Here is a 17,527-nt window from a genome sequence, read left to right on the forward strand (position 1 = left end):
CCGGTTCGGGCGGCGAAGATATGGAGCGGCTATCGCTGGCGAAGCTATCCGGACGCATGACGGCGGCGTTTTCATTTTGGAAAAATGCGACACAGGTTGCCGCTAGGAAAACAAAAAAGCACAAGTCATGCCTAACCTACGCACGCGCTCATTCAAGCGAGCATGCGGCACGCCGCGCGCGCGCCGCCCGCAGCTATCGTCGCCGATTTAGCCTACGTAAGCGAACGCCGGGCGCGCGCCTGTCGTTGCGAGAGCAACTTTGACATTCGCTTTTGCAAAAACTCCATCCGTCAGCGAGTTGCTTTCGGCCGTCAGCCGATGGCTCGCGTCGCCACGGCGTCCGCCAGCAACGACACCAGTTGCTCGGGCTCGGCGGGCTTTCTCATGAAGTGATGAAAGCCTTCGCCGATGCTGCGCAGCCGGTAGGCTTCGTCCGTATGGCCCGTCAGCGCTACGGCCACGGCGGCGGGGCGATCGTTGCGGATCTCGTCGTCGCGCAGCCGTTGGATCAGATAAAAGCCGTCCATCGCCGGCAAATCGATATCGCAGACGACGGCGTCCGGCGCTACTTTGAGCGCCGCTTCGACACCTTCCTCGGCATCGGCGGCAGCTACGACTCGCGCGCCCTCGGATTCGAGCACCATCGCAAGCGACTCTCTGCTGGACGGGTCGTCTTCTACAACGACGACCGTCATCTGTTCGAGTCTCATCAGTCCGTTCATACCCTTTGTTGTCGCTATCGATACTTACGCCAGCACCTCGGACCGTTTCACCCTCGCGGAAGTTGCATGCGAGATTCGGTCGCAGCCCATACATCGGGGGATGGGGGCTGGAATCGGGGCGGACGATACCACGCCGTTAAGTTACGACGATGAAATTCTCACGACGAGCTATAACCATGCGCACGGCGCGCATTTGGCGCTTGCGCAGGGCGAAATGTCCGAGGATGCCGAACATCGGCCTTGGCAAATGCCGCACCCGGATTGCCACCGAGCGTCCATCGCCTCACGCTACAATCCGCGCATGTCGAAAGCCCCCTCCTCCGAGCCGAACGAATACACCGTCGACGAACTCGCTCGCGTCGCCGGTACAACCGTTCGCAATATTCGCGCTTACCAGGACCGGGAATTACTTTCGCCGCCGACCAAGCGAGGACGCGTCGCCGTATACGACGATACGCACGTGGCGCGCTTAACGCTGATCAATCATCTGCTCGCACGTGGGTATACGCTGGCAAATATCCAGGATTTGATCGGAGCAATCGAAGAAGGCCACGATCTGCGTTCGATTCTCGGCCTCGAAAGCGCGATCGGTTCGCGCTGGTCGCACGAGCGAGCGCAAACCTATTCGCTCGCCGAGCTCGCCACGCTGTTCGGCGAGGTATCGCCCACACGGCTGGCGAAAGCGCTGAACCTGGGCCTGCTCGAGCGGACCGGAACGAAGTTCGTCGCACGCAGCCCCGCCGCCCTGAACGCCGGTGCCGCGCTCGTCAAGGAAGGCGTGCCGGCCGCCGATCTACTCGAAGCCGTGCGCGTTTTGCGCCCGCACTTCGAGCAAGTCGCACAAGCGCTCGTCGACCTTGTCGTACGGCGGCTCGATCGCTACGAAGCCGATACGCTTCCTCCGCCGGCCGACGTCCCCGCGCTCGTCGATGCCATTTGGCGCTTACGTCCACAGGCGATGGTGCTCGTCGAAAGCGAAATGAACCGCGCGTTGGAAGAGGCCTCCGAAGGGTATCTCGCGAATCGCGTTTCGGCGATTTTGGACAAGCGTATCGAGCGGACCAACGCGCGCACGGCCACCCCCGCCCCTTCGACGCCACGCTCGCGCCGCAAACGCGCGGAGTGAGTCCAGCCCCGCTTCTATCGGCGCGTTTTTCATACGATGAGCTTCGCGCAAGTGCACGCTTGCGTCACTTCGCGTTTGAATATCGCCCATCGAGCCTTGGCCGGCCGGCCTCCTCGCGTCTCGCCCCGTTCATAGAATTTCGCGTCTAAACGTGTCCTTGAAGCGGCGCATCGCCCGTCGTATCTTTACATCGATCAATGTAACGATAGACGCCAATCAGGGAGGGCGCGGATGGAGACGGTCGACGTTGCCATCATCGGATCGGGCTTTGCCGGACTCGGCATGGCGATTCGACTCAAGCAAGCCGGTATGCACGAATTCGTCGTCATGGAAAAAGCCGATGCGATCGGCGGCACCTGGCGCGACAATCACTATCCCGGGTGTGCTTGCGACGTGCAATCGCACGTCTACTCGTTTTCGTTCGCGCCGAATCCGCGCTGGACGCGCATGTTCGCGCCACAGCCCGAGATTCACGCCTATCTACGAGCGTGCGCCGAGCGCTTCGGCATCGAACCGCATTTGCGCTTTGGCAAAGCGCTCACGCATGCTGCCTACGACGAAGCTACGCAGCGCTGGCGCCTGCGCTTTTCGGACGGCACGACGTTGCGCGCACGCGTATTGGTCTCGGGGATGGGCGGGCTCTCGCGCGCGGCATTGCCCGAGATCGCCGGCATCGAGACGTTCGAGGGCAAGAGCTTTCATTCGCAGCAATGGGACCATGCCTATCCCCTCGACGGCAAGCGCGTTGCCGTGATCGGCACGGGAGCCAGCGCGATCCAATTCGTGCCGCGCATCGCACCCCGCGTCGCGCAGTTGTCGCTCTTTCAACGCACGCCGCCTTGGATCATGCCGAAACCCGATCGCGCGGTCACGCGCACCGAGCGCTGGCTGTTCGAACATCTACCCGCCGTGCAAAAACTCGTTCGCGCGGGTCTGTATTGGCAACTCGAATCGCGCGCGCTCGGCTTCTCGGTCCATCCCGCATTGATGAAGCAAGTGCAAAAAATCGCGTTGCGGCATCTGCATCGCCAGGTGGCGGACCCAGCGCTGCGTCGAACGCTTCAGCCGAGCTACACGATCGGCTGCAAGCGCGTATTGATATCGAACGATTACTATCCGGCGCTCGCGCGTTCGAACGTGGAGGTGGTGACGTCGAAGATCGTACGGGTGGCCCCGGAAGGTCCGGTGACCGACGACGGGCAACTGCATCGCGTGGATTGCCTCATCTACGGCACCGGCTTTCACGTCACCGATCCGTTCCCGCGCGGTCTCGTCCATGGCCGTGGCGGCGTGGATATCGTCGACGTATGGCGCGACGGCGCACACGCTTACCTCGGCACGACGCTGCCGGGGTTCCCGAATTTCTTCATGATCGTCGGCCCGAATACCGGACTCGGCCACCATTCGATGGTGTTCATGATCGAGTCCCAGGTCGAATACATCATGCGGGCGCTGCGCGCCATGCAAGACGAACGCACCACCGCGATCGAAGTCAGAGGCAGCGTCGAGCGCGCGTACAACGCTCGCATTCAACGCAAACTGACGCGTGCGATCTGGTCGACGGGCGGATGCAACAGCTGGTACCTCGACCCCAAAAGCGGCAAGAACACCACGCTCTGGCCGGGATTCGCATGGCGCTTTCGCCAGGCCACACGAACGTTCCGCATGGCCGACTATCTCGCCTACGCCGAGCCCGGTACGACGCCCGCTCAGCCGGGTCCGACCGAGGACAACGGCATGCCCGCTACGCCAAACACGCATACTGCCCACACCACATAAGGACGCGCGTCGTGAAAACGCTCAACGATAAAGTCGCCGCGATCACCGGTGCATCTTCCGGCATCGGACGCGCGCTCGCGGTGACATTGGCGCGGCAAGGATGTCATCTGGCGCTCTCGGACGTCGACGGGCGCGCGCTCGACGAGACGGCGACGCTGGCCGCCGCCGCCCGCACAGGCAATGCAGCGAATCGAGGCGATCTACGCATCTCGACGTCGGTCGTGGACGTAGCCGACCGTGCGGCGATGTACGACTGGGCGCGCACGACGAACGAACGTCACGGTCGCATCAATCTCGTTTTCAACAATGCCGGCGTCGCGCTCTCGAGCACGGTGGAAGGGATGGCTTACGAGGACCTCGAATGGATCGTCGCGATCAATTTCTGGGGTGTCGTGCACGGCACGAAGGCGTTCCTGCCGTATTTGAAAGCCACGGGCGACGGACACATCGTCAACACGTCCAGCGTATTCGGCTTGTTCTCTCAACCCGGCATGAGCGCCTACAACGCAACCAAATTCGCCGTGCGCGGTTTCACCGAGTCGCTGCGCGAAGAACTCGACATGCTTCGCTGCGGCGTATCGGCCACCTGTGTCCACCCGGGTGGCATTCGAACCAACATCGCGCGGGCGAGCCGCATTTCATCGAATATGTGCGGCTTTTTGATCGAAGACGACCGGCAAGGCCGGCGCGATTTCGAGCGGCTCTTCATCACCAGCCCACAGCAAGCCGCCGAGACCATTCTCGACGGGGTGCGCCATAACCGGCGCCGCGTCTTGATCGGACGAGACGCGCACGCCGCCGATTGGCTCGCGCGGTTGCTGCCCTCGGGGTATCAGGCGCTCGTCGTTCGATCGGCGCTGCGTCTCAGTCGCGCCGCGCGCAAGCGCGCCCATGCCGCCACCATGGAGAACAATCTGCCATGAACACGCCCATACGCCGCGATTTGCGTTTCCCGCTGCCCTCCGATCGCGCCTGCGACTGGCATTCGTTGGGGCCTTACGTCACGCACTTCTTTAACGCGCTATCGCTGCTGTTCCCGGCCGGCGAGCGTTACTTTATCGACAGCGTGCGCTACTATCGCGATCGCATCGACGATCCCGAGCTCAAGCAACAGGTGCTGGGTTTCATCGGCCAGGAAGCGATGCATACGCGCGAGCACATCGAATACAACGAAGCGCTGAACGCTGCCGGGCTCCCCGCATCGAAGCTCGAAAAATATGTCGTCAAGTTGCTCGATTACGGGCGTCGAACCGCGCCGCATTCGCTTCAACTCGCGCAAACCGTTGCGCTCGAGCACTACACTGCGATGCTGGCCGGCATGCTATTGGACGACGATTCGCGAATCGCGAGCGACGTCCCTATCTACGCGCAACTATGGATTTGGCACGCGCTGGAGGAAACCGAACATAAAGCCGTGTCGTTCGACGTTTGGAACGCGGCGATCAGGCCGGGATTGAAGCGATACCTGATCAGAGCCGCGGCGATGCTGCAAGTGACCTTGATGTTCTGGACGATCGTGTTCTGCTTTCACGTTCGCTTGCTGATCGCTGATCGGCATCGTGGCGGCCATCTGCGAGGGATATGGAACCTCATGCGCTTTTTGTATGGACGACGCGGCGTGTTTCCGAACATCGCGCTGGACTGGCTGCGCTTTTTCAAACCCAGCTTCCATCCATGGGACGACGACAATCGCAGCCATCTCGCGCGCATCGATTCGATCGTCGCCGCGGTCGAAGCGGCCGGCGGCCGCGAGGGTCCAAGCGCGGTACGGGCCCGCATGCTCGCCCGGTCGCAGACATCCACATGATCGAGGAAAGCCGCATCGACGGCCCGTCTTTCGTCACAGAAACCATTACGGTTCAATCGGGCGACGTATCGCTTGCCGTTTATGCGAGCGGGCCGCCCGATGCACCGCTCATCGTGCTCGTCCACGGCTACCCCGATTCCGCGCGAGTTTGGGACGCCGTACGCGCTCGGCTCGAAACGCGCTTTCGCGTGATCGCCTACGACGTACGGGGCGCGGGTGCCTCGTCGGCGCCTACGAGCGTTGCCGGCTATCGTCTCGAGCGCTTAGCCGACGACCTCGCCGCCGTTGCGGATGCGACGTGCGGCGAGCGACCGTTTCATCTCGTGGGGCACGACTGGGGCTCGGTGCAAAGCTGGGAGGCGGTCACGAGTCCGGCATTCGAAGGTCGCATCGCCTCCTTCACTTCGATTTCGGGACCCTCGCTCGACTACGCCGCCGTGCAACTACGCGAGGGCAATCGATGGAAATCTCCGCGAGCCCTCCTGCGAAGCATGCGGCAGATGTTGCAATCGAGCTATATCTACTTCTTCTTGCTGCCGCGGCTCCCCGAATTCGCTTGGCGTCGATTGTGGGCGCCGACTTGGACGCTGTGGCTTCGTGCGACCGAGGGCATCAAAACGACACCCGACCCCGCGCTGTTGCGCAATGCGATTCACGGCCTCGGGCTCTACCGCGCCAATTTCATCGAACGCCTTCGTCGACCCAACGCGCGCGCAGCCCATGCTCCCGTGCAATTCATCGTGCCGATGCGCGACCGGTATGTCGGACCATCGTTATCGACGGGATTGGATCGATGGCTCGGTCCGCATCGCCGTCTCGAACTCGATGCGACCCACTGGGTCTTGCTGAGTCGTGCCGATGCCGTTGCGCAAGCTGTCATCGCATTTGTCGACGATCTAGCGGAGGCACCACAATGCGTCTCGCCCTCATATACGCGGCTCGATAAATCATCGATATAAATCGAATTGAATCCGAATCATATAGATTATCGTTATTATCCGAAAATCTATCGTCATTATCGCGACACGACTCGGACAATTCGATAAATCGACTCTGATTTTCCAGAACGAATGACGCCCGACATGCGTCAGCGGCAAGCCAACGATACGTCTAGACAAATGCCATCCCCGCAAGCGCCCGCCGATCCACTACGAACCGTCGCGCGCCCGATAGGTGAATTCAATTGGCAACGCCGCCAACCCACACCTCAAATATCGGGAGGCGCGCAGGGCATACGATCGCTGCGCGCTTCCCACGGAGATCGAAATGACCCAACCGAACGTGGACGACCTGGTGCAATCCATCGCAAGCGATACCGGCGCCCCGCCCGAAACCGTGTCGAGAATGGTCTCGCAGACTTGGCAGGCCTTCAGCGACGGCGCTCGCATCACGGACTACCTGCCCGTACTCGTGACGAAGCGCGTGCGTGAAGACCTACGTAGTCAACAGCGGCACAACCACCACTGATTCATCAGACGTAAGTATGCGACGGCGTGCCGCACCGGCACGCCGTCGGCGTTTTGACTGCTCGGATCACCGTCCTCTCGGCCCGCCAACGTTCGATCACAGTCGGCTCTCGACGCATTTCAAACAGATCGCACCGGTTCCTCCGCAGCACAATCCATTCCACCGGCACTTCAGAAATTCCAAATAATAAAACGCCGCTTTTATGCTAGACGTTCTTGTCTGTTCGAACCTCTAGCCGGCACCGAAAATCCCCGTCTTTAACGGCCCTACGTTTTCAGCGGATTTCTTTTCATTTCCCGGTGAGGCAAAATCGCCGAACCGCCGGGTGGCCATGCGCATCGATTCGGGTCAGAACGAGGGGACCAAGAACGAACCTATCCCATCTCATGGAGGAGTCATGTTCGAATCGTCCCTTGCGCGCCGCGCTCGCCCCGCCGCCACGCGCCCGCGTCTTGCGCGCCTCGCCGGCCTTTTGTTGGCCGCCGGGCTCGCCGCTTGCCCGTTGTGCCACGTGGATGCCGCGCCCAACTTGCCGCCCCCGCCATCCGAGCTGTATGGCGACTTGTTCGTCGCCGTACAGATGCAGCAGATCCTCCCGGATCAAAAAACGTTCGTCGATGCGGTACCGAAAAGCGATCCGGCGGCGATCGTTCAGCAGTACGAACAATCGAAAGGCCAGCCGAACTTCGATCTGAAACAGTTCGTACTCGCGAACTTCACGCTGCCGAGCGAGCCCGTCATCACTCCGCCCAGCGGCCAAACGCTGCGCGAGCATATCGATTGGCTATGGCCGAAATTGACGAGAACGACCACCGCCGCCGACGTCCCGCCGAACAGCTCCCTGATCCCCTTGCCGAAGCCCTACGTGGTGCCGGGCGGGCGCTTTCGCGAAGCCTACTATTGGGACACCTATTTCACGATGCTGGGCTTGCAGGAATCGGGGCACGAGGACCTCGTCGACGACATGCTCGACGACTTCGCCTACGAGATCGACCAATTCGGGCATATTCCGAACGGCAATCGAACCTACTACGTCAGCCGCTCGCAGCCCCCGTTTTTCGGCCTCATGGTTCAGCTTGCCGCGAAGGTCGAGGGCGAGCGCGCCTATAAAAAGTATCTGCCGGAGCTGAAGAAGGAATACGCCTACTGGATGACGGGCGCCGATACGACGCCGCGCGGCGGGGCCTCGCGCAACGTCGTGGTCTTCAAGGACGGCACGGTGTTGAACCGCTATTGGGACGAGCGCGACACGCCGCGCGACGAGTCGTACTACGAGGACGTGACGACGGCAAAGCAAGCGGCCGGCCGCGATCCCAAGCAGGTCTATCGGGACCTGCGCGCGGCTGCCGAATCGGGCTGGGACTTCAGCTCCCGCTGGCTCGCCGACGGCAAAACCCTCGCTACGATCCGCACGACGTCGATCGTGCCTGTCGACCTGAACAGCTTGCTGTTCTCGCTCGAAGCGACGATCGCCAAGGCGTGCGCACTTTCGCTGGATTTCCGATGCACGGCCGATTACGTGCAAAAAGCGCAGCGGCGGGCTTCAGCGATCAATCAATACCTTTGGAATCCTAACGGCTATTACGGCGACTACGACTGGCGGCTCGGCAAGCTCAGCGGCAGCGTATCGGCGGCAGCCGCCTATCCCCTGTTCGTACGGGCCGCTTGGCCCAACCGCGCTCATGAAACGCTACGCACGCTCCAAGCGAAGCTGCTCCAGACGCGCGGGCTCGCGACGACCACCGTCGAGACCGGTCAGCAGTGGGATGCTCCGAACGGTTGGGCACCGCTGCATTGGCTGACACTCAAGGGCGCGCAGCATTACGGCGACCGGCAATTCGCGAAGGAAGTCGGTACTCGGTTTCTCTCGGACGTCAACCAAGTCTATGCTTCGGACCATAAACTCGTCGAAAAATACGTCGTCGAAGGCCCGAATGCCGGCGGCGGGGGCGGCGGCGAATATCCGCTGCAAGACGGATTCGGCTGGACCAACGGCGTGACTTTAAAATTGCTCGACATATACGCTCCGGGCGAATAACGGCGAGCGCGCTTTGAAGCCCGGCGGCCCCCGATCGCGCCGCCGGGCGAATCCGTCTCTTGCATCGGTAGTAATATTCGAGTCGCCCGATATGGCCGCGCATACCGCGGCTCGAATTGGCACGTTTTCTCAAACTCGGATTTTCAATGGAAGACCTGCTGCCGCATTACGAACGTGAACTCGCCATGCTGCGCCGCTCGCTGCACGAGTTCGCGACACGGTATCCCAAGATCGCCGCACGTTTGGCGGTTTCGGGCGAGCATTCCGACGATCCGCACGTCGAGCGGATGCTGCAATCGTTCGCACTGCTGGCGGCGCGCATCGACACTCGGCTGGACGACGACTACCCGGAGTTCACCGAGGGGATGCTGGAGACGCTGTATCCGCACTACTTGCGGCCTTATCCGTCGTGCTCGATCGTCGAATTCGACATCGAGGGATTGTTCGAGGGCCTGTCGGGACCCGTCACGGTCGAGCGCGGCACCGATCTCGTCACGAAGGACCGGCCTTGCCGCTTTCGTACGGCTTACGATGTGACGCTCGCGCCGATGCGCCTCACGCGCGCACGCTATCTACGCAGCGCGGTGGCGCCCGCCAACGCGTCGCTGCCGCCCGCCACCTCGGGGCTCGTCGCTATCACGTTCGCCCAAGCGGCCGGCGCGGCCGGGTTGCATGCCGTCGCGCCGCGAACCATCCGCCTGCACGCGCACGGGCAACGCGAAATCGTCACGACCGTCACCGATACGCTCTTGCTGCGCGCCACCAAGGCGTTCGTGGAAGCCGACGGCAACGGGCGCTGGATCGCACTCGATCGTTTTCCCATCAAAGCGGCGGGGGTCGACGCGGACGATGCACTCGTCGAAAAGGGGACGGCGGCCAGCGCGCAATTTCGCCTACTCGCCGAATACTTCGCGTTCCCCGACAAGTTCGACTTCGTGGACGTCGATGCGGCGTCGATGCTGGCCGCAGCCGGCCCATGCACGACGCTCACGCTCTATCTCGTGATCGAAGGGGTGCATGACGACTCGTGGGCCGGCCAGCGCCTCGCGCAATTGACCGAGAAACACCTGAAGCTTTTTTGCACGCCCGTCGTCAACTTGTTCTCGACGAAGGCGGAGCCGATCAAGATCGATCCGCTCACGCAGGCCTATGCCGTCACGCCCAAAGTGCAGAAATCGGCGAGCACGTCCGACTTCGCGGTGTATTCGATCGACGCGGTCTATCCGGAAAAGCAATCGCCGTCGAGCCCCGGCGCATTCCAGCCGTTTTTCGGGCTCATGCACGGGAGCGCCGCGGCGTTGAGCGGCCCGTACTGGGTTGCGCGCACCGACGACGATCCGCAGCACCGCGACGAACAGCGAACGATGCTCGCGTTCGTCGGCCTCGACGGCCATCCGGCTACCGTGCCCGTATCGCAGGTGGCCGTGGACGTCAGTTGCACGAACCGCAATCTGCCTTCGACACTTTCGTACGGCTCGGCCACCGGCGACTTGATGATCGAGGGCGGCTCCGTGGCGTGCCGACTCGCTCTCCTGCGCCGCCCGACGGAAAGCGTTCGCGCGCAGCAAACTCACGGCGCATTATGGCGCCTGCTGTCGCAATTCACGCCGCACGCGATCTCGCTCGGCACGGAAGGGCTCGACGAGATCAAGCGTCTGTTGCGCCAATACGCCTCGCTCTCGCCCACGCCCGCGCGCCAGATCGAAGGCATCGCGTTCGTCGGCTCGCGCTCGACGATGCAATGGATCGTCATGGAGCCGTGCCCCGCGCTCGTGCGCGGCATCGAGGTCACGTTGGCCGTCGACGAGCAAGCGTTTTCGGGCAGCAGCATCAGCGCATTCGTCGAAGTCATGGACGGTTTTTTCGCCCCGTTCGCACCGGTCAACAGCTTCGTGCAACTCGTCGTGCTGTCGAAGTCCACGGGCGCGCTCTTGCGCCGGTGCGAACCGCGCCAAGGATCGGTCGCGCTGCTTTAGACCCATCCCATCGCTAGCACTACGCGGGGCTCGCCGCAGACGACATGCATCAAGCAATCCGCGCGCATCTGCGCGGTGTATTGCCGCAGATCGCCGCACGCATCGTTTTTCGACGATGCTGCGATGCATCGAATTTTCGCTTACTCGTCAGTGCGTTAACGCATGTCGATACGGTAAATTGCCGCATCCCGCCTGCTCACCGCCCGCTACATGCGGTGCAGCATTTTTTTCTCCGCTGATCTACGCTTGCGACCGGCTGCTCATGCAGTGCGCGTCGACAACGGCCGGCGCGCGTCGTCCGTCACCGGTATCAGGTATCAGCTATGGAAACGTCTTCATTTAGCGCCTTCGATCTCGCACGCATTCAGTTCGCCTTCACCGTCTGTTTCCACATCGTCTTCCCCGCCCTGAGCATCGGACTCTCGAGCTTCGTCGCGGTCCTCGAATGGCGATGGCTCAAAACCGGCAAAGCCTATTACAAGGACCTGTGTCTGTTTTGGTCGAAGATTTTTGCCGTCGCCTTCGGGATGGGCGTCGTATCCGGCGTCGTCATGGCCTACGAGTTCGGCACGAATTGGGCCGGCTTTTCGAAGTTCGCGGGCCCCATCACGGGCGCGCTGCTCACCTACGAGGTGATGACCGCATTCTTTCTCGAAGCGGGCTTTCTCGGGATCATGCTCTTCGGCTGGAATCGCGTCGGTCCGCGTGCCCACTTCGCCGCCACGCTTACGGTGGCCGTCGGTACGCTGATGTCGGCGTTCTGGATCCTCGCATCGAATAGTTGGATGCAAACGCCGCAAGGCTTTGCGATCGTCGACGGCCAGGCCGTTCCCGTCGATTGGTTCAAGATCGTCTTCAATCCGTCGTTCCCCTATCGCCTCGTGCACATGACGCTGGCCGCCTTCCTCGTCGCCGCGCTCGTCGTCGCCGCGACCGGTGCTTGGCACCTGCTGAAGGGCCGGCGCGATCCGGCCGTCAAGAAGATGTTCGCGATGGCGCTGTGGATGCTCCTCGCGCTCGCCCCGCTACAGGCATTCGTCGGCGACCAGCACGGCTTGAACACGCTGCGCTATCAGCCCGCGAAGATCGCCGCCATCGAAGGTCTGTGGGACACCGAGACGAACGGCACTGCGCTCAATCTGTTCGGCCTGCCGGACATGCAAGCGGAAACGACGCGCTACGCGCTATCCGTTCCGCACTTGGGCAGCCTCTTGCTCACGCACACCTGGGACGGCGAGATCCGCGGCTTGAAGTCCTTCGCACCGGACGAACGCCCGAATTCGGCCATCGTGTTCTGGAGCTTTCGCGTGATGGTCGGCCTCGGCATCTTGATGATCGTCTTGGCGCTCGCCGCTTGGATCCTCGATCGCCGCGGCCGGCTCTATGAGGCGCGCTGGTTCCATCGTTTCGCACTCCTTATGGGTCCGAGCGGCTTCGTCACGCTGCTGGCGGGCTGGATTACGACCGAAGTCGGCCGCCAACCCTGGGTCGTCTACGGCGTCATGCGCACGTCTCAAGCAATCTCGCCACTCACTGCGCAGCAAGTCGGCATCTCGCTGATGACGTTCGTCGTCGTGTACTTCCTGGTATTCGGCACCGGCGTCTACTACATGCTCAAGATCATGAACGCGGGCCCGAAGATCTCGCACGCGGACGACGACGAGCGCGCAGCCAAAACGGGCGGCCGCCGCACCGTGCCCATCACCGCCTGAGCGATTCCCGCGCAAACGCCGATACCGAACTTTCGTCATTCGAGGATCAACATGGATGTCACCGTCGTCTGGGCCGCGATCATCGCGCTCGGCCTGCTGCTTTACGTCGTCTTGGACGGCTTCGATCTCGGCATCGGGATCGTCTTTCCGCTCTTTCCCGACGAACGCGAACGCGATCTCATGATGAACACCGTCGCGCCCGTCTGGGACGGCAACGAAACATGGCTCGTACTCGGCGGCGCCGCGCTGTTCGGCGCGTTTCCGATCGTCTACGCGACCGTGCTGTCGGCGCTTTATCTACCGCTCGTCGGAATGCTCGCCTGCTTGATTTTGCGCGGGGTATCGTTCGAAATCCGGGGCAAAGCTTCGCGCACGAAGCATCTGTGGGACCTCGCGTTCATCGGCGGCTCGACGGGAGCGGCCTTCTTTCAAGGCATATCGCTCGGCGCATTCGTGCAAGGCATTCCGCTCGCAAACGGCGAATTCGCCGGCGATGCATTCGGCTGGCTCACGCCGTTCACGCTGCTCACGGGGCTCGGCGTCGTGGCCACCTATGCGCTGCTCGGCTGTTGCTGGCTAGTGGCGAAAACCGAAGACGATTTGCAGCGCCGCCTGCATCGGCTCGTCTGGCCGCTCACGCTCGTGCTGATCGCGTTCATCGTCGCCGTCAGCATTTGGACTCCGCTGCAAGAACCCGGCGTGGCCGCGCGTTGGTTCAGCGCCCGATGGTTTCATCGCATGCTGCCCGCACCGTTCCTCGTTGCGCTGTGCGCCTTCTTCATGCGGCGTGCGGCACGCGAGCGTCACCATACGCGCCCGTTCTTGCTCGCGATGGGCTTCGTCGTGCTCGGCTATGCGGGTTTGTTGGCTACGTTATGGCCGTATGCCATCCCGTCGTCGGTCACGCTTTGGCAAGCGGCCTCGCCCGAGCGCAGCCTAACGTTCACGCTGACGGGCGCCGTCGTCATTTTGCCGATCATCTTGGCCTACACGATGCTCGGTTACTGGGTTTTCCGCGGGAAGGTACGTCATGGCGAGCATCACTATCACTAAGCGGCGAGGCGCTCTGCCTCGCTGGGTCTGGTTCGTCGCGCTTTGGTGCGGCGGCGTGGTCGGCGCCGTGCTGCTCGGCGAAGCGTTCAAGCTGTTAATGAACGTGACGCTGTTCGCCGTCGCCAAGTAACGCACTCACGTTCGGTCGCGGCAGCGCGCGTATCCACTCGCACAGCGCGGCGGTCTTGCGCGCGCCGCTACCGAGCGTCGCCAGCTCCGGGTAGACGAGCCAGAACGAGAACCGATGCAGGACCGGGCCGAACGGCGCGACGAGCTCGCCCTTGCGCAATTCCCGCTCGATGAGCGGCAGATCGACGAGCGCCACGCCCTGGCCCGCGATCGCCGCGCCGATCGCATGCGATTCGTCCGAGAACTTGAGCTCCCTCGCCGTTGCCAGCTTCATGCCCGCCGCGCTCGCCCACGCACCCCAATCGGGCACATTGCGCAGACTCGGCTGCCACTCAGAGTGAATGAGCGCGTGCGCGTTCAAATCGCCCCGATCCCGCAGACCCAACCGCGGATGCCAGACGGGCGCATACGCGTCGTCGAACAGCCGCTCGGCCACGAGTCCCGGCCAATGGCCGGCGCCGTAGCGAATCGCTACGTCCGCGTGCTCGCTTGGAATCGTGACGGCAGCATCGGCGGCGTGGATCCGCAAATCGAACTCCCCGCATACCGCTCGAAACGATGCGATCGACGGGGCGAGCCAGCACGCGGCCAACGCCGTCGTAGTGCTGATCGTCACCGTCTCGCGTACGCTTGCGTGCGCAATCGTGGCAAGTGCCGACTCGAAGGCGTCGAACCCTTGCGAGAGTACGGGCAGCAATGCGGCGCCTTGCGGCGTCAAGACGAGCGAACGCACGCGGCGCTCGAACAAGGGCGCGCCGATAGCCTCCTCCAATTGCCGCACCTGATGGCTGACCGCTGTCGCGGTGACGGCCAACTCCTGCGCCGCGAGCTTCATGCTCATATGCCGCGCGACGGCTTCGAACGCACGCAACGCGTTCAACGATGGCAGCTTCCTCATATCCGTTAATGTGGTGAACAATCGCCGGTCGGTGAATCGCGGGCACGATGGCGCGCATGGATGAGTTTTTCTCGGCTGTGCCGACCAAAATTCCTCGTTTGTCGTACCGCCCCGCGCGTTCGTATAGTCGAAGCCCATGCGAAACGTCACGTCGCATACATCTTCAACCCGAACGAGCGAGCATCATGACACGTATTCTTCATTTGGATTCGAGCGCCCGCACGGGCATATCGGGCATCGACGCCCATGGCTCTCATACGCGCAGGCTATCCGCGCGCTTTGTCGCGCGTTTCGTCGCGCGCCGGCGCGAAACGATCGACGAGATCACGGTCGTGCACCGCGATCTCGGCGCCGCACCGCCCGCGCCCGTCACCGGCGACTGGATTCGCGCGGCGTTTACACGGCCCGGCGAGCGCGACGAGTCTATGCATGCGGTTTTGGCGCCGAGCGATGCGCTCGTCGACGAACTGCTCGCAGCGGATATCGTCGTCGCCGGCGTGCCGATGTATAACTTCGGACCGCCGGCGCAATTCAAGGCGTATATCGACAACATCGTGCGTGTCGGCCGCACGTTCGGCTTCGATCGGGCCCGTGCCGGCGAGCCGTATTGGCCGATGCTCGCAGGCCAAGGAAAGCGCTTGGTGCTGTTGAGTTCGCGCGGAGACTACGGCTACGACACGCCGCGCCTGGCCGATCGCAATCACGTCGAATCGAGTATCGCGACCGCATTCGCCTATATCGGCATCGAGCACGTGCATTGCGTCGCGATCGAATACGACGAGTTCGGCGATGCGCGGCTCGCCGCATCGATCGCAGCGGCCGAGCGCGCCGTCGACGAACTCGTCGACCGGCTCGTTGCCGAGACGGGCCACGGCACCGCTATCGGGCGCGGGCGCGACGTCGTCGACGCTTAGATCCCGTCAAGCCCGGCAGAACCGGCATCAGCGGGTAGGCGGCGCCGGCAACGACATGTCCCTCGAAAGCGAGGCTTCATCGTCGCTTTGCTGCTCGCCGGCGAGTCCCATCAAACGTGCGAGCACCGGCCATTTGACGAGCGCCTCTTCGTAGGCGAGGCGCGCTTGCTCGTCGAAATACCGGCTCGGATCGATTTCGGGCACGTGGCGCGCGAGGCCGCCGATATCGTTGATGGGCCAGCCTCGGCCGTTCGCCTCGTCGATCGTCATTTCTGGTCCACCCATACGCCGTCCGGCGTTTTGACGGCATAGCCGTCGGCCGTCTTCATGGTGACGGTGCCTTCGTTCTCGCCGACCATCTGCGTTTGCGGCAGGCCGGCGGCGTACTGCGAGAGCACGACGCCGGGTTTGAACGGGCTGTTGGACACGAGGTTCGACAGCAATTGCGCGAGCGCGAGGAAACTCGTCGGCGTATCGATGACCGTGGTGGGGCCGTGCGTGCCCGGGAGCCCGACGACTCGCACCCCAACCGGTCCATGAACGATGCGCGGCGTGGGAATCTCGCGCAAGCCCGCGACCTGATTGGCGTCGCCGCGCAACGCCGCGCCATGCTCGGGAACGAACACGATCACGGCACGCCGCCCCGACTTCGCGATCAAGTCGGCCAATTGATCGACCTCGTTCATCAACGTATTGACGCGATAGGGATACGACTCGAGGCTCGTCAGCTTCTCCTTGCCGTTCACGCGATTGCCGTCGTGCAGGCTGATCGTGTTGTAGTAGAGCGCCACGGGGCCTGGGGTCTGCGCGCGCTGCGCGTACCAATTCGCCCAAGTCGAATAGTCGTCGTGAACGATCGATCCGTCGAACGCATGCATCGTCACGGTCGCATTGGCATTCGATTCGACCGGCACGTCCTGCACGGCGGCATTTTCCTTCGCGAGATCCAAGAAGTTATCGAAGTGCCCGTCGTGATTCATTAAGATTTGGGGCGTAAAGCCGGCGTGCGCGAGGTCGCTCAGCAAATAGCACTGCTGCGGCGCCGGCTTGTAAAGATCGGCATGCGCCTCTTGCCCGCAGCTCGCCCGCAGCACGCGTATCGCGGCCGGACCGCTATAGCTGGCCGCCGTGCTGAAGTTCGTCAGCAAATAGTCGAAGTGGCTCAGCATCGGATTGTCGCGAGCCTTCGTAACATCTAGGTCGTCCCACGACAGCGAGCAGATGTGCAAAATGATCACGTCGAACTGCTGGCTCGGGTCGGCACTGAGCTTGCCGAACGTGACTTGGCGTTGCGATTCCGTCGTGCGGAAAGCCGCCAGCGCGGCATTGTGGTCGAGCGGCTGCTCGACGACGGACGTCGTACGTGCGCCGCCCGTCGAAGCGCTTTGCGCCGCCGTGATGGCCAGACTCGCCGTGCGCCACACCGGCAAGGCCACCAAGGCAACGACGACGAACGTCGCCACGCGCAACCAACGGTTGACGAGCCAGTGCCCGAGCACGACGGCGACGACCGCGATGATGAGTGCGGGCGGGATGAAGCGACCGGCGAGTTCTAACCAATAACCGGCAGTGAACGACTCTAGACCGGATGCCTCCTCCAACACGCGCGAGAACGGCGGCACGATCGCTTCGTAGTACAGCAGCGGCACCCCGATGCCGAGGCCTACGACGAAGCGGACGATGCGCCAGAAACGCCGCCGAATGGGGCTCGTCAACGCGAGCGCGGCAACGAACGCGAGGTTGGCAAGCCATATCGGCTTGAGATGTCCCGTCGCGAACAGATACAGCTTAAGGATGAAATAGAGATTCCAAAACGTCATGAACTGATTTCCTTGCGCATCGGCGCCGCCGCGTGGCGCTCACCGATCCAACCGTTCTCGTTGTGCTCGATATCGTGCCGGATACC

Annotated in this window: 16 protein-coding genes; 12 read left to right on the forward strand and 4 right to left on the reverse strand. The window is 62.6% G+C overall.

The annotated features are described in order from the left end of the window. Positions 1 to 311 precede the first annotated feature (311 nt). Positions 312 to 722 (reverse strand): response regulator, encoded by a 411-nt coding sequence (locus AB1286_RS28370; RefSeq protein ID WP_430366522.1) that lies wholly within the window; start codon positions 720 to 722, stop codon positions 312 to 314. Positions 723 to 1,023: 301 nt separating this feature from the next. On the opposite strand from AB1286_RS28370, the gene AB1286_RS28375 reads away from it, so the two are divergent. From AB1286_RS28375 to AB1286_RS28425, 11 genes are all read left to right on the forward strand, one after another. Further along, complete coding sequence (locus AB1286_RS28375) at positions 1,024 to 1,848, forward strand: MerR family transcriptional regulator (protein ID WP_430366523.1); 825 nt, start codon at positions 1,024 to 1,026, stop codon at positions 1,846 to 1,848. A 231-nt stretch (positions 1,849 to 2,079) separates the two neighbouring features. After that, a complete protein-coding gene (locus AB1286_RS28380; protein WP_430366524.1) occupies positions 2,080 to 3,627 on the forward strand; it encodes a flavin-containing monooxygenase in 1,548 nt (515 codons plus the stop codon). A gap of 11 nt (positions 3,628 to 3,638) precedes the next feature. After that, on the forward strand, positions 3,639 to 4,550 hold the full coding sequence (locus AB1286_RS28385) for an SDR family NAD(P)-dependent oxidoreductase (RefSeq protein WP_430366525.1): 912 nt from the start codon (positions 3,639 to 3,641) through the stop codon (positions 4,548 to 4,550). Beyond that, entirely contained in the window at positions 4,547 to 5,434 is an 888-nt protein-coding gene (locus tag AB1286_RS28390) for a metal-dependent hydrolase (protein ID WP_430366526.1), read from the forward strand. The genes AB1286_RS28385 and AB1286_RS28390 overlap by 4 nt, the downstream gene beginning before the upstream one ends. Then, on the forward strand, positions 5,431 to 6,393 hold the full coding sequence (locus AB1286_RS28395) for an alpha/beta fold hydrolase (protein ID WP_430366527.1): 963 nt from the start codon (positions 5,431 to 5,433) through the stop codon (positions 6,391 to 6,393). Before AB1286_RS28390 ends, AB1286_RS28395 begins: the two co-directional genes overlap by 4 nt. 307 nt (positions 6,394 to 6,700) lie before the next feature. After that, entirely contained in the window at positions 6,701 to 6,901 is a 201-nt protein-coding gene (locus AB1286_RS28400; RefSeq protein WP_430366528.1) for a DUF3562 domain-containing protein, read from the forward strand. 397 nt (positions 6,902 to 7,298) lie between these two features. Continuing rightward, on the forward strand, positions 7,299 to 8,939 hold the full coding sequence (gene treA, locus AB1286_RS28405; RefSeq protein WP_430366529.1) for an alpha,alpha-trehalase TreA: 1,641 nt from the start codon (positions 7,299 to 7,301) through the stop codon (positions 8,937 to 8,939). A gap of 146 nt (positions 8,940 to 9,085) precedes the next feature. After that, the gene (tssF, locus tag AB1286_RS28410; protein WP_430366530.1) at positions 9,086 to 10,915 is read left to right on the forward strand and encodes a type VI secretion system baseplate subunit TssF; all 1,830 of its coding nucleotides are present in this window, start codon (positions 9,086 to 9,088) and stop codon (positions 10,913 to 10,915) included. Between the two features lie 323 nt (positions 10,916 to 11,238). Further along, entirely contained in the window at positions 11,239 to 12,627 is a 1,389-nt protein-coding gene (locus AB1286_RS28415; protein ID WP_430366531.1) for a cytochrome ubiquinol oxidase subunit I, read from the forward strand. A gap of 51 nt (positions 12,628 to 12,678) precedes the next feature. Further along, positions 12,679 to 13,680 (forward strand): cytochrome d ubiquinol oxidase subunit II, encoded by a 1,002-nt coding sequence (gene cydB / locus AB1286_RS28420; RefSeq protein WP_430366532.1) that lies wholly within the window; start codon positions 12,679 to 12,681, stop codon positions 13,678 to 13,680. Beyond that, a complete protein-coding gene (locus AB1286_RS28425; protein ID WP_430366533.1) occupies positions 13,658 to 13,810 on the forward strand; it encodes a hypothetical protein in 153 nt (50 codons plus the stop codon). The genes cydB and AB1286_RS28425 overlap by 23 nt, the downstream gene beginning before the upstream one ends. Here AB1286_RS28425 and AB1286_RS28430 read toward each other — a convergent pair. After that, complete coding sequence (locus tag AB1286_RS28430; RefSeq protein WP_430366534.1) at positions 13,775 to 14,707, reverse strand: LysR substrate-binding domain-containing protein; 933 nt, start codon at positions 14,705 to 14,707, stop codon at positions 13,775 to 13,777. The two genes, AB1286_RS28425 and AB1286_RS28430, sit on opposite strands and share 36 nt — an antisense overlap. A gap of 185 nt (positions 14,708 to 14,892) precedes the next feature. Here AB1286_RS28430 and AB1286_RS28435 point away from each other — a divergent pair, with 185 nt between their 5' ends. Beyond that, positions 14,893 to 15,621 (forward strand): FMN-dependent NADH-azoreductase, encoded by a 729-nt coding sequence (locus AB1286_RS28435; RefSeq protein WP_430366535.1) that lies wholly within the window; start codon positions 14,893 to 14,895, stop codon positions 15,619 to 15,621. 27 nt (positions 15,622 to 15,648) lie between these two features. On the opposite strand, the gene AB1286_RS28440 is transcribed toward AB1286_RS28435, so the two are convergent. Together AB1286_RS28440 and bcsG are read right to left on the reverse strand one after the other, a co-directional pair. Beyond that, positions 15,649 to 15,891 carry a hypothetical protein gene (locus tag AB1286_RS28440; RefSeq protein ID WP_430367394.1) on the reverse strand — a complete coding sequence of 81 codons (243 nt, stop codon included), beginning with the start codon at positions 15,889 to 15,891 and terminating at the stop codon, positions 15,649 to 15,651. Then, positions 15,888 to 17,441 (reverse strand): cellulose biosynthesis protein BcsG, encoded by a 1,554-nt coding sequence (bcsG, locus tag AB1286_RS28445; RefSeq protein ID WP_430366536.1) that lies wholly within the window; start codon positions 17,439 to 17,441, stop codon positions 15,888 to 15,890. Before bcsG ends, AB1286_RS28440 begins: the two co-directional genes overlap by 4 nt. Between the last annotated feature and the right edge of the window lie 86 nt (positions 17,442 to 17,527).

The sequence above is a fragment of the Trinickia sp. NRRL B-1857 genome, from assembly GCF_050470685.1.
GTDB lineage: Bacteria > Pseudomonadota > Gammaproteobacteria > Burkholderiales > Burkholderiaceae > Trinickia.

Bases quoted from the DNA above. Each gene is read 5' to 3' on its own strand.
- AB1286_RS28370 (WP_430366522.1), bottom strand. From the start codon at position 722: ATGAACGGACTGATGAGACTCGAACAGATGACGGTCGTCGTTGTAGAA.
- AB1286_RS28375 (WP_430366523.1), top strand. From the start codon at position 1,024: ATGTCGAAAGCCCCCTCCTCCGAGCCGAACGAATACACCGTCGACGAA.
- AB1286_RS28380 (WP_430366524.1), top strand. From the start codon at position 2,080: ATGGAGACGGTCGACGTTGCCATCATCGGATCGGGCTTTGCCGGACTC.
- AB1286_RS28390 (WP_430366526.1), top strand. From the start codon at position 4,547: ATGAACACGCCCATACGCCGCGATTTGCGTTTCCCGCTGCCCTCCGAT.
- AB1286_RS28395 (WP_430366527.1), top strand. From the start codon at position 5,431: ATGATCGAGGAAAGCCGCATCGACGGCCCGTCTTTCGTCACAGAAACC.
- AB1286_RS28400 (WP_430366528.1), top strand. From the start codon at position 6,701: ATGACCCAACCGAACGTGGACGACCTGGTGCAATCCATCGCAAGCGAT.
- treA (WP_430366529.1), top strand. From the start codon at position 7,299: ATGTTCGAATCGTCCCTTGCGCGCCGCGCTCGCCCCGCCGCCACGCGC.
- tssF (WP_430366530.1), top strand. From the start codon at position 9,086: ATGGAAGACCTGCTGCCGCATTACGAACGTGAACTCGCCATGCTGCGC.
- AB1286_RS28415 (WP_430366531.1), top strand. From the start codon at position 11,239: ATGGAAACGTCTTCATTTAGCGCCTTCGATCTCGCACGCATTCAGTTC.
- cydB (WP_430366532.1), top strand. From the start codon at position 12,679: ATGGATGTCACCGTCGTCTGGGCCGCGATCATCGCGCTCGGCCTGCTG.
- AB1286_RS28425 (WP_430366533.1), top strand. From the start codon at position 13,658: ATGGCGAGCATCACTATCACTAAGCGGCGAGGCGCTCTGCCTCGCTGG.
- AB1286_RS28430 (WP_430366534.1), bottom strand. From the start codon at position 14,707: ATGAGGAAGCTGCCATCGTTGAACGCGTTGCGTGCGTTCGAAGCCGTC.
- AB1286_RS28435 (WP_430366535.1), top strand. From the start codon at position 14,893: ATGACACGTATTCTTCATTTGGATTCGAGCGCCCGCACGGGCATATCG.
- AB1286_RS28440 (WP_430367394.1), bottom strand. From the start codon at position 15,891: ATGACGATCGACGAGGCGAACGGCCGAGGCTGGCCCATCAACGATATC.
- bcsG (WP_430366536.1), bottom strand. From the start codon at position 17,441: ATGACGTTTTGGAATCTCTATTTCATCCTTAAGCTGTATCTGTTCGCG.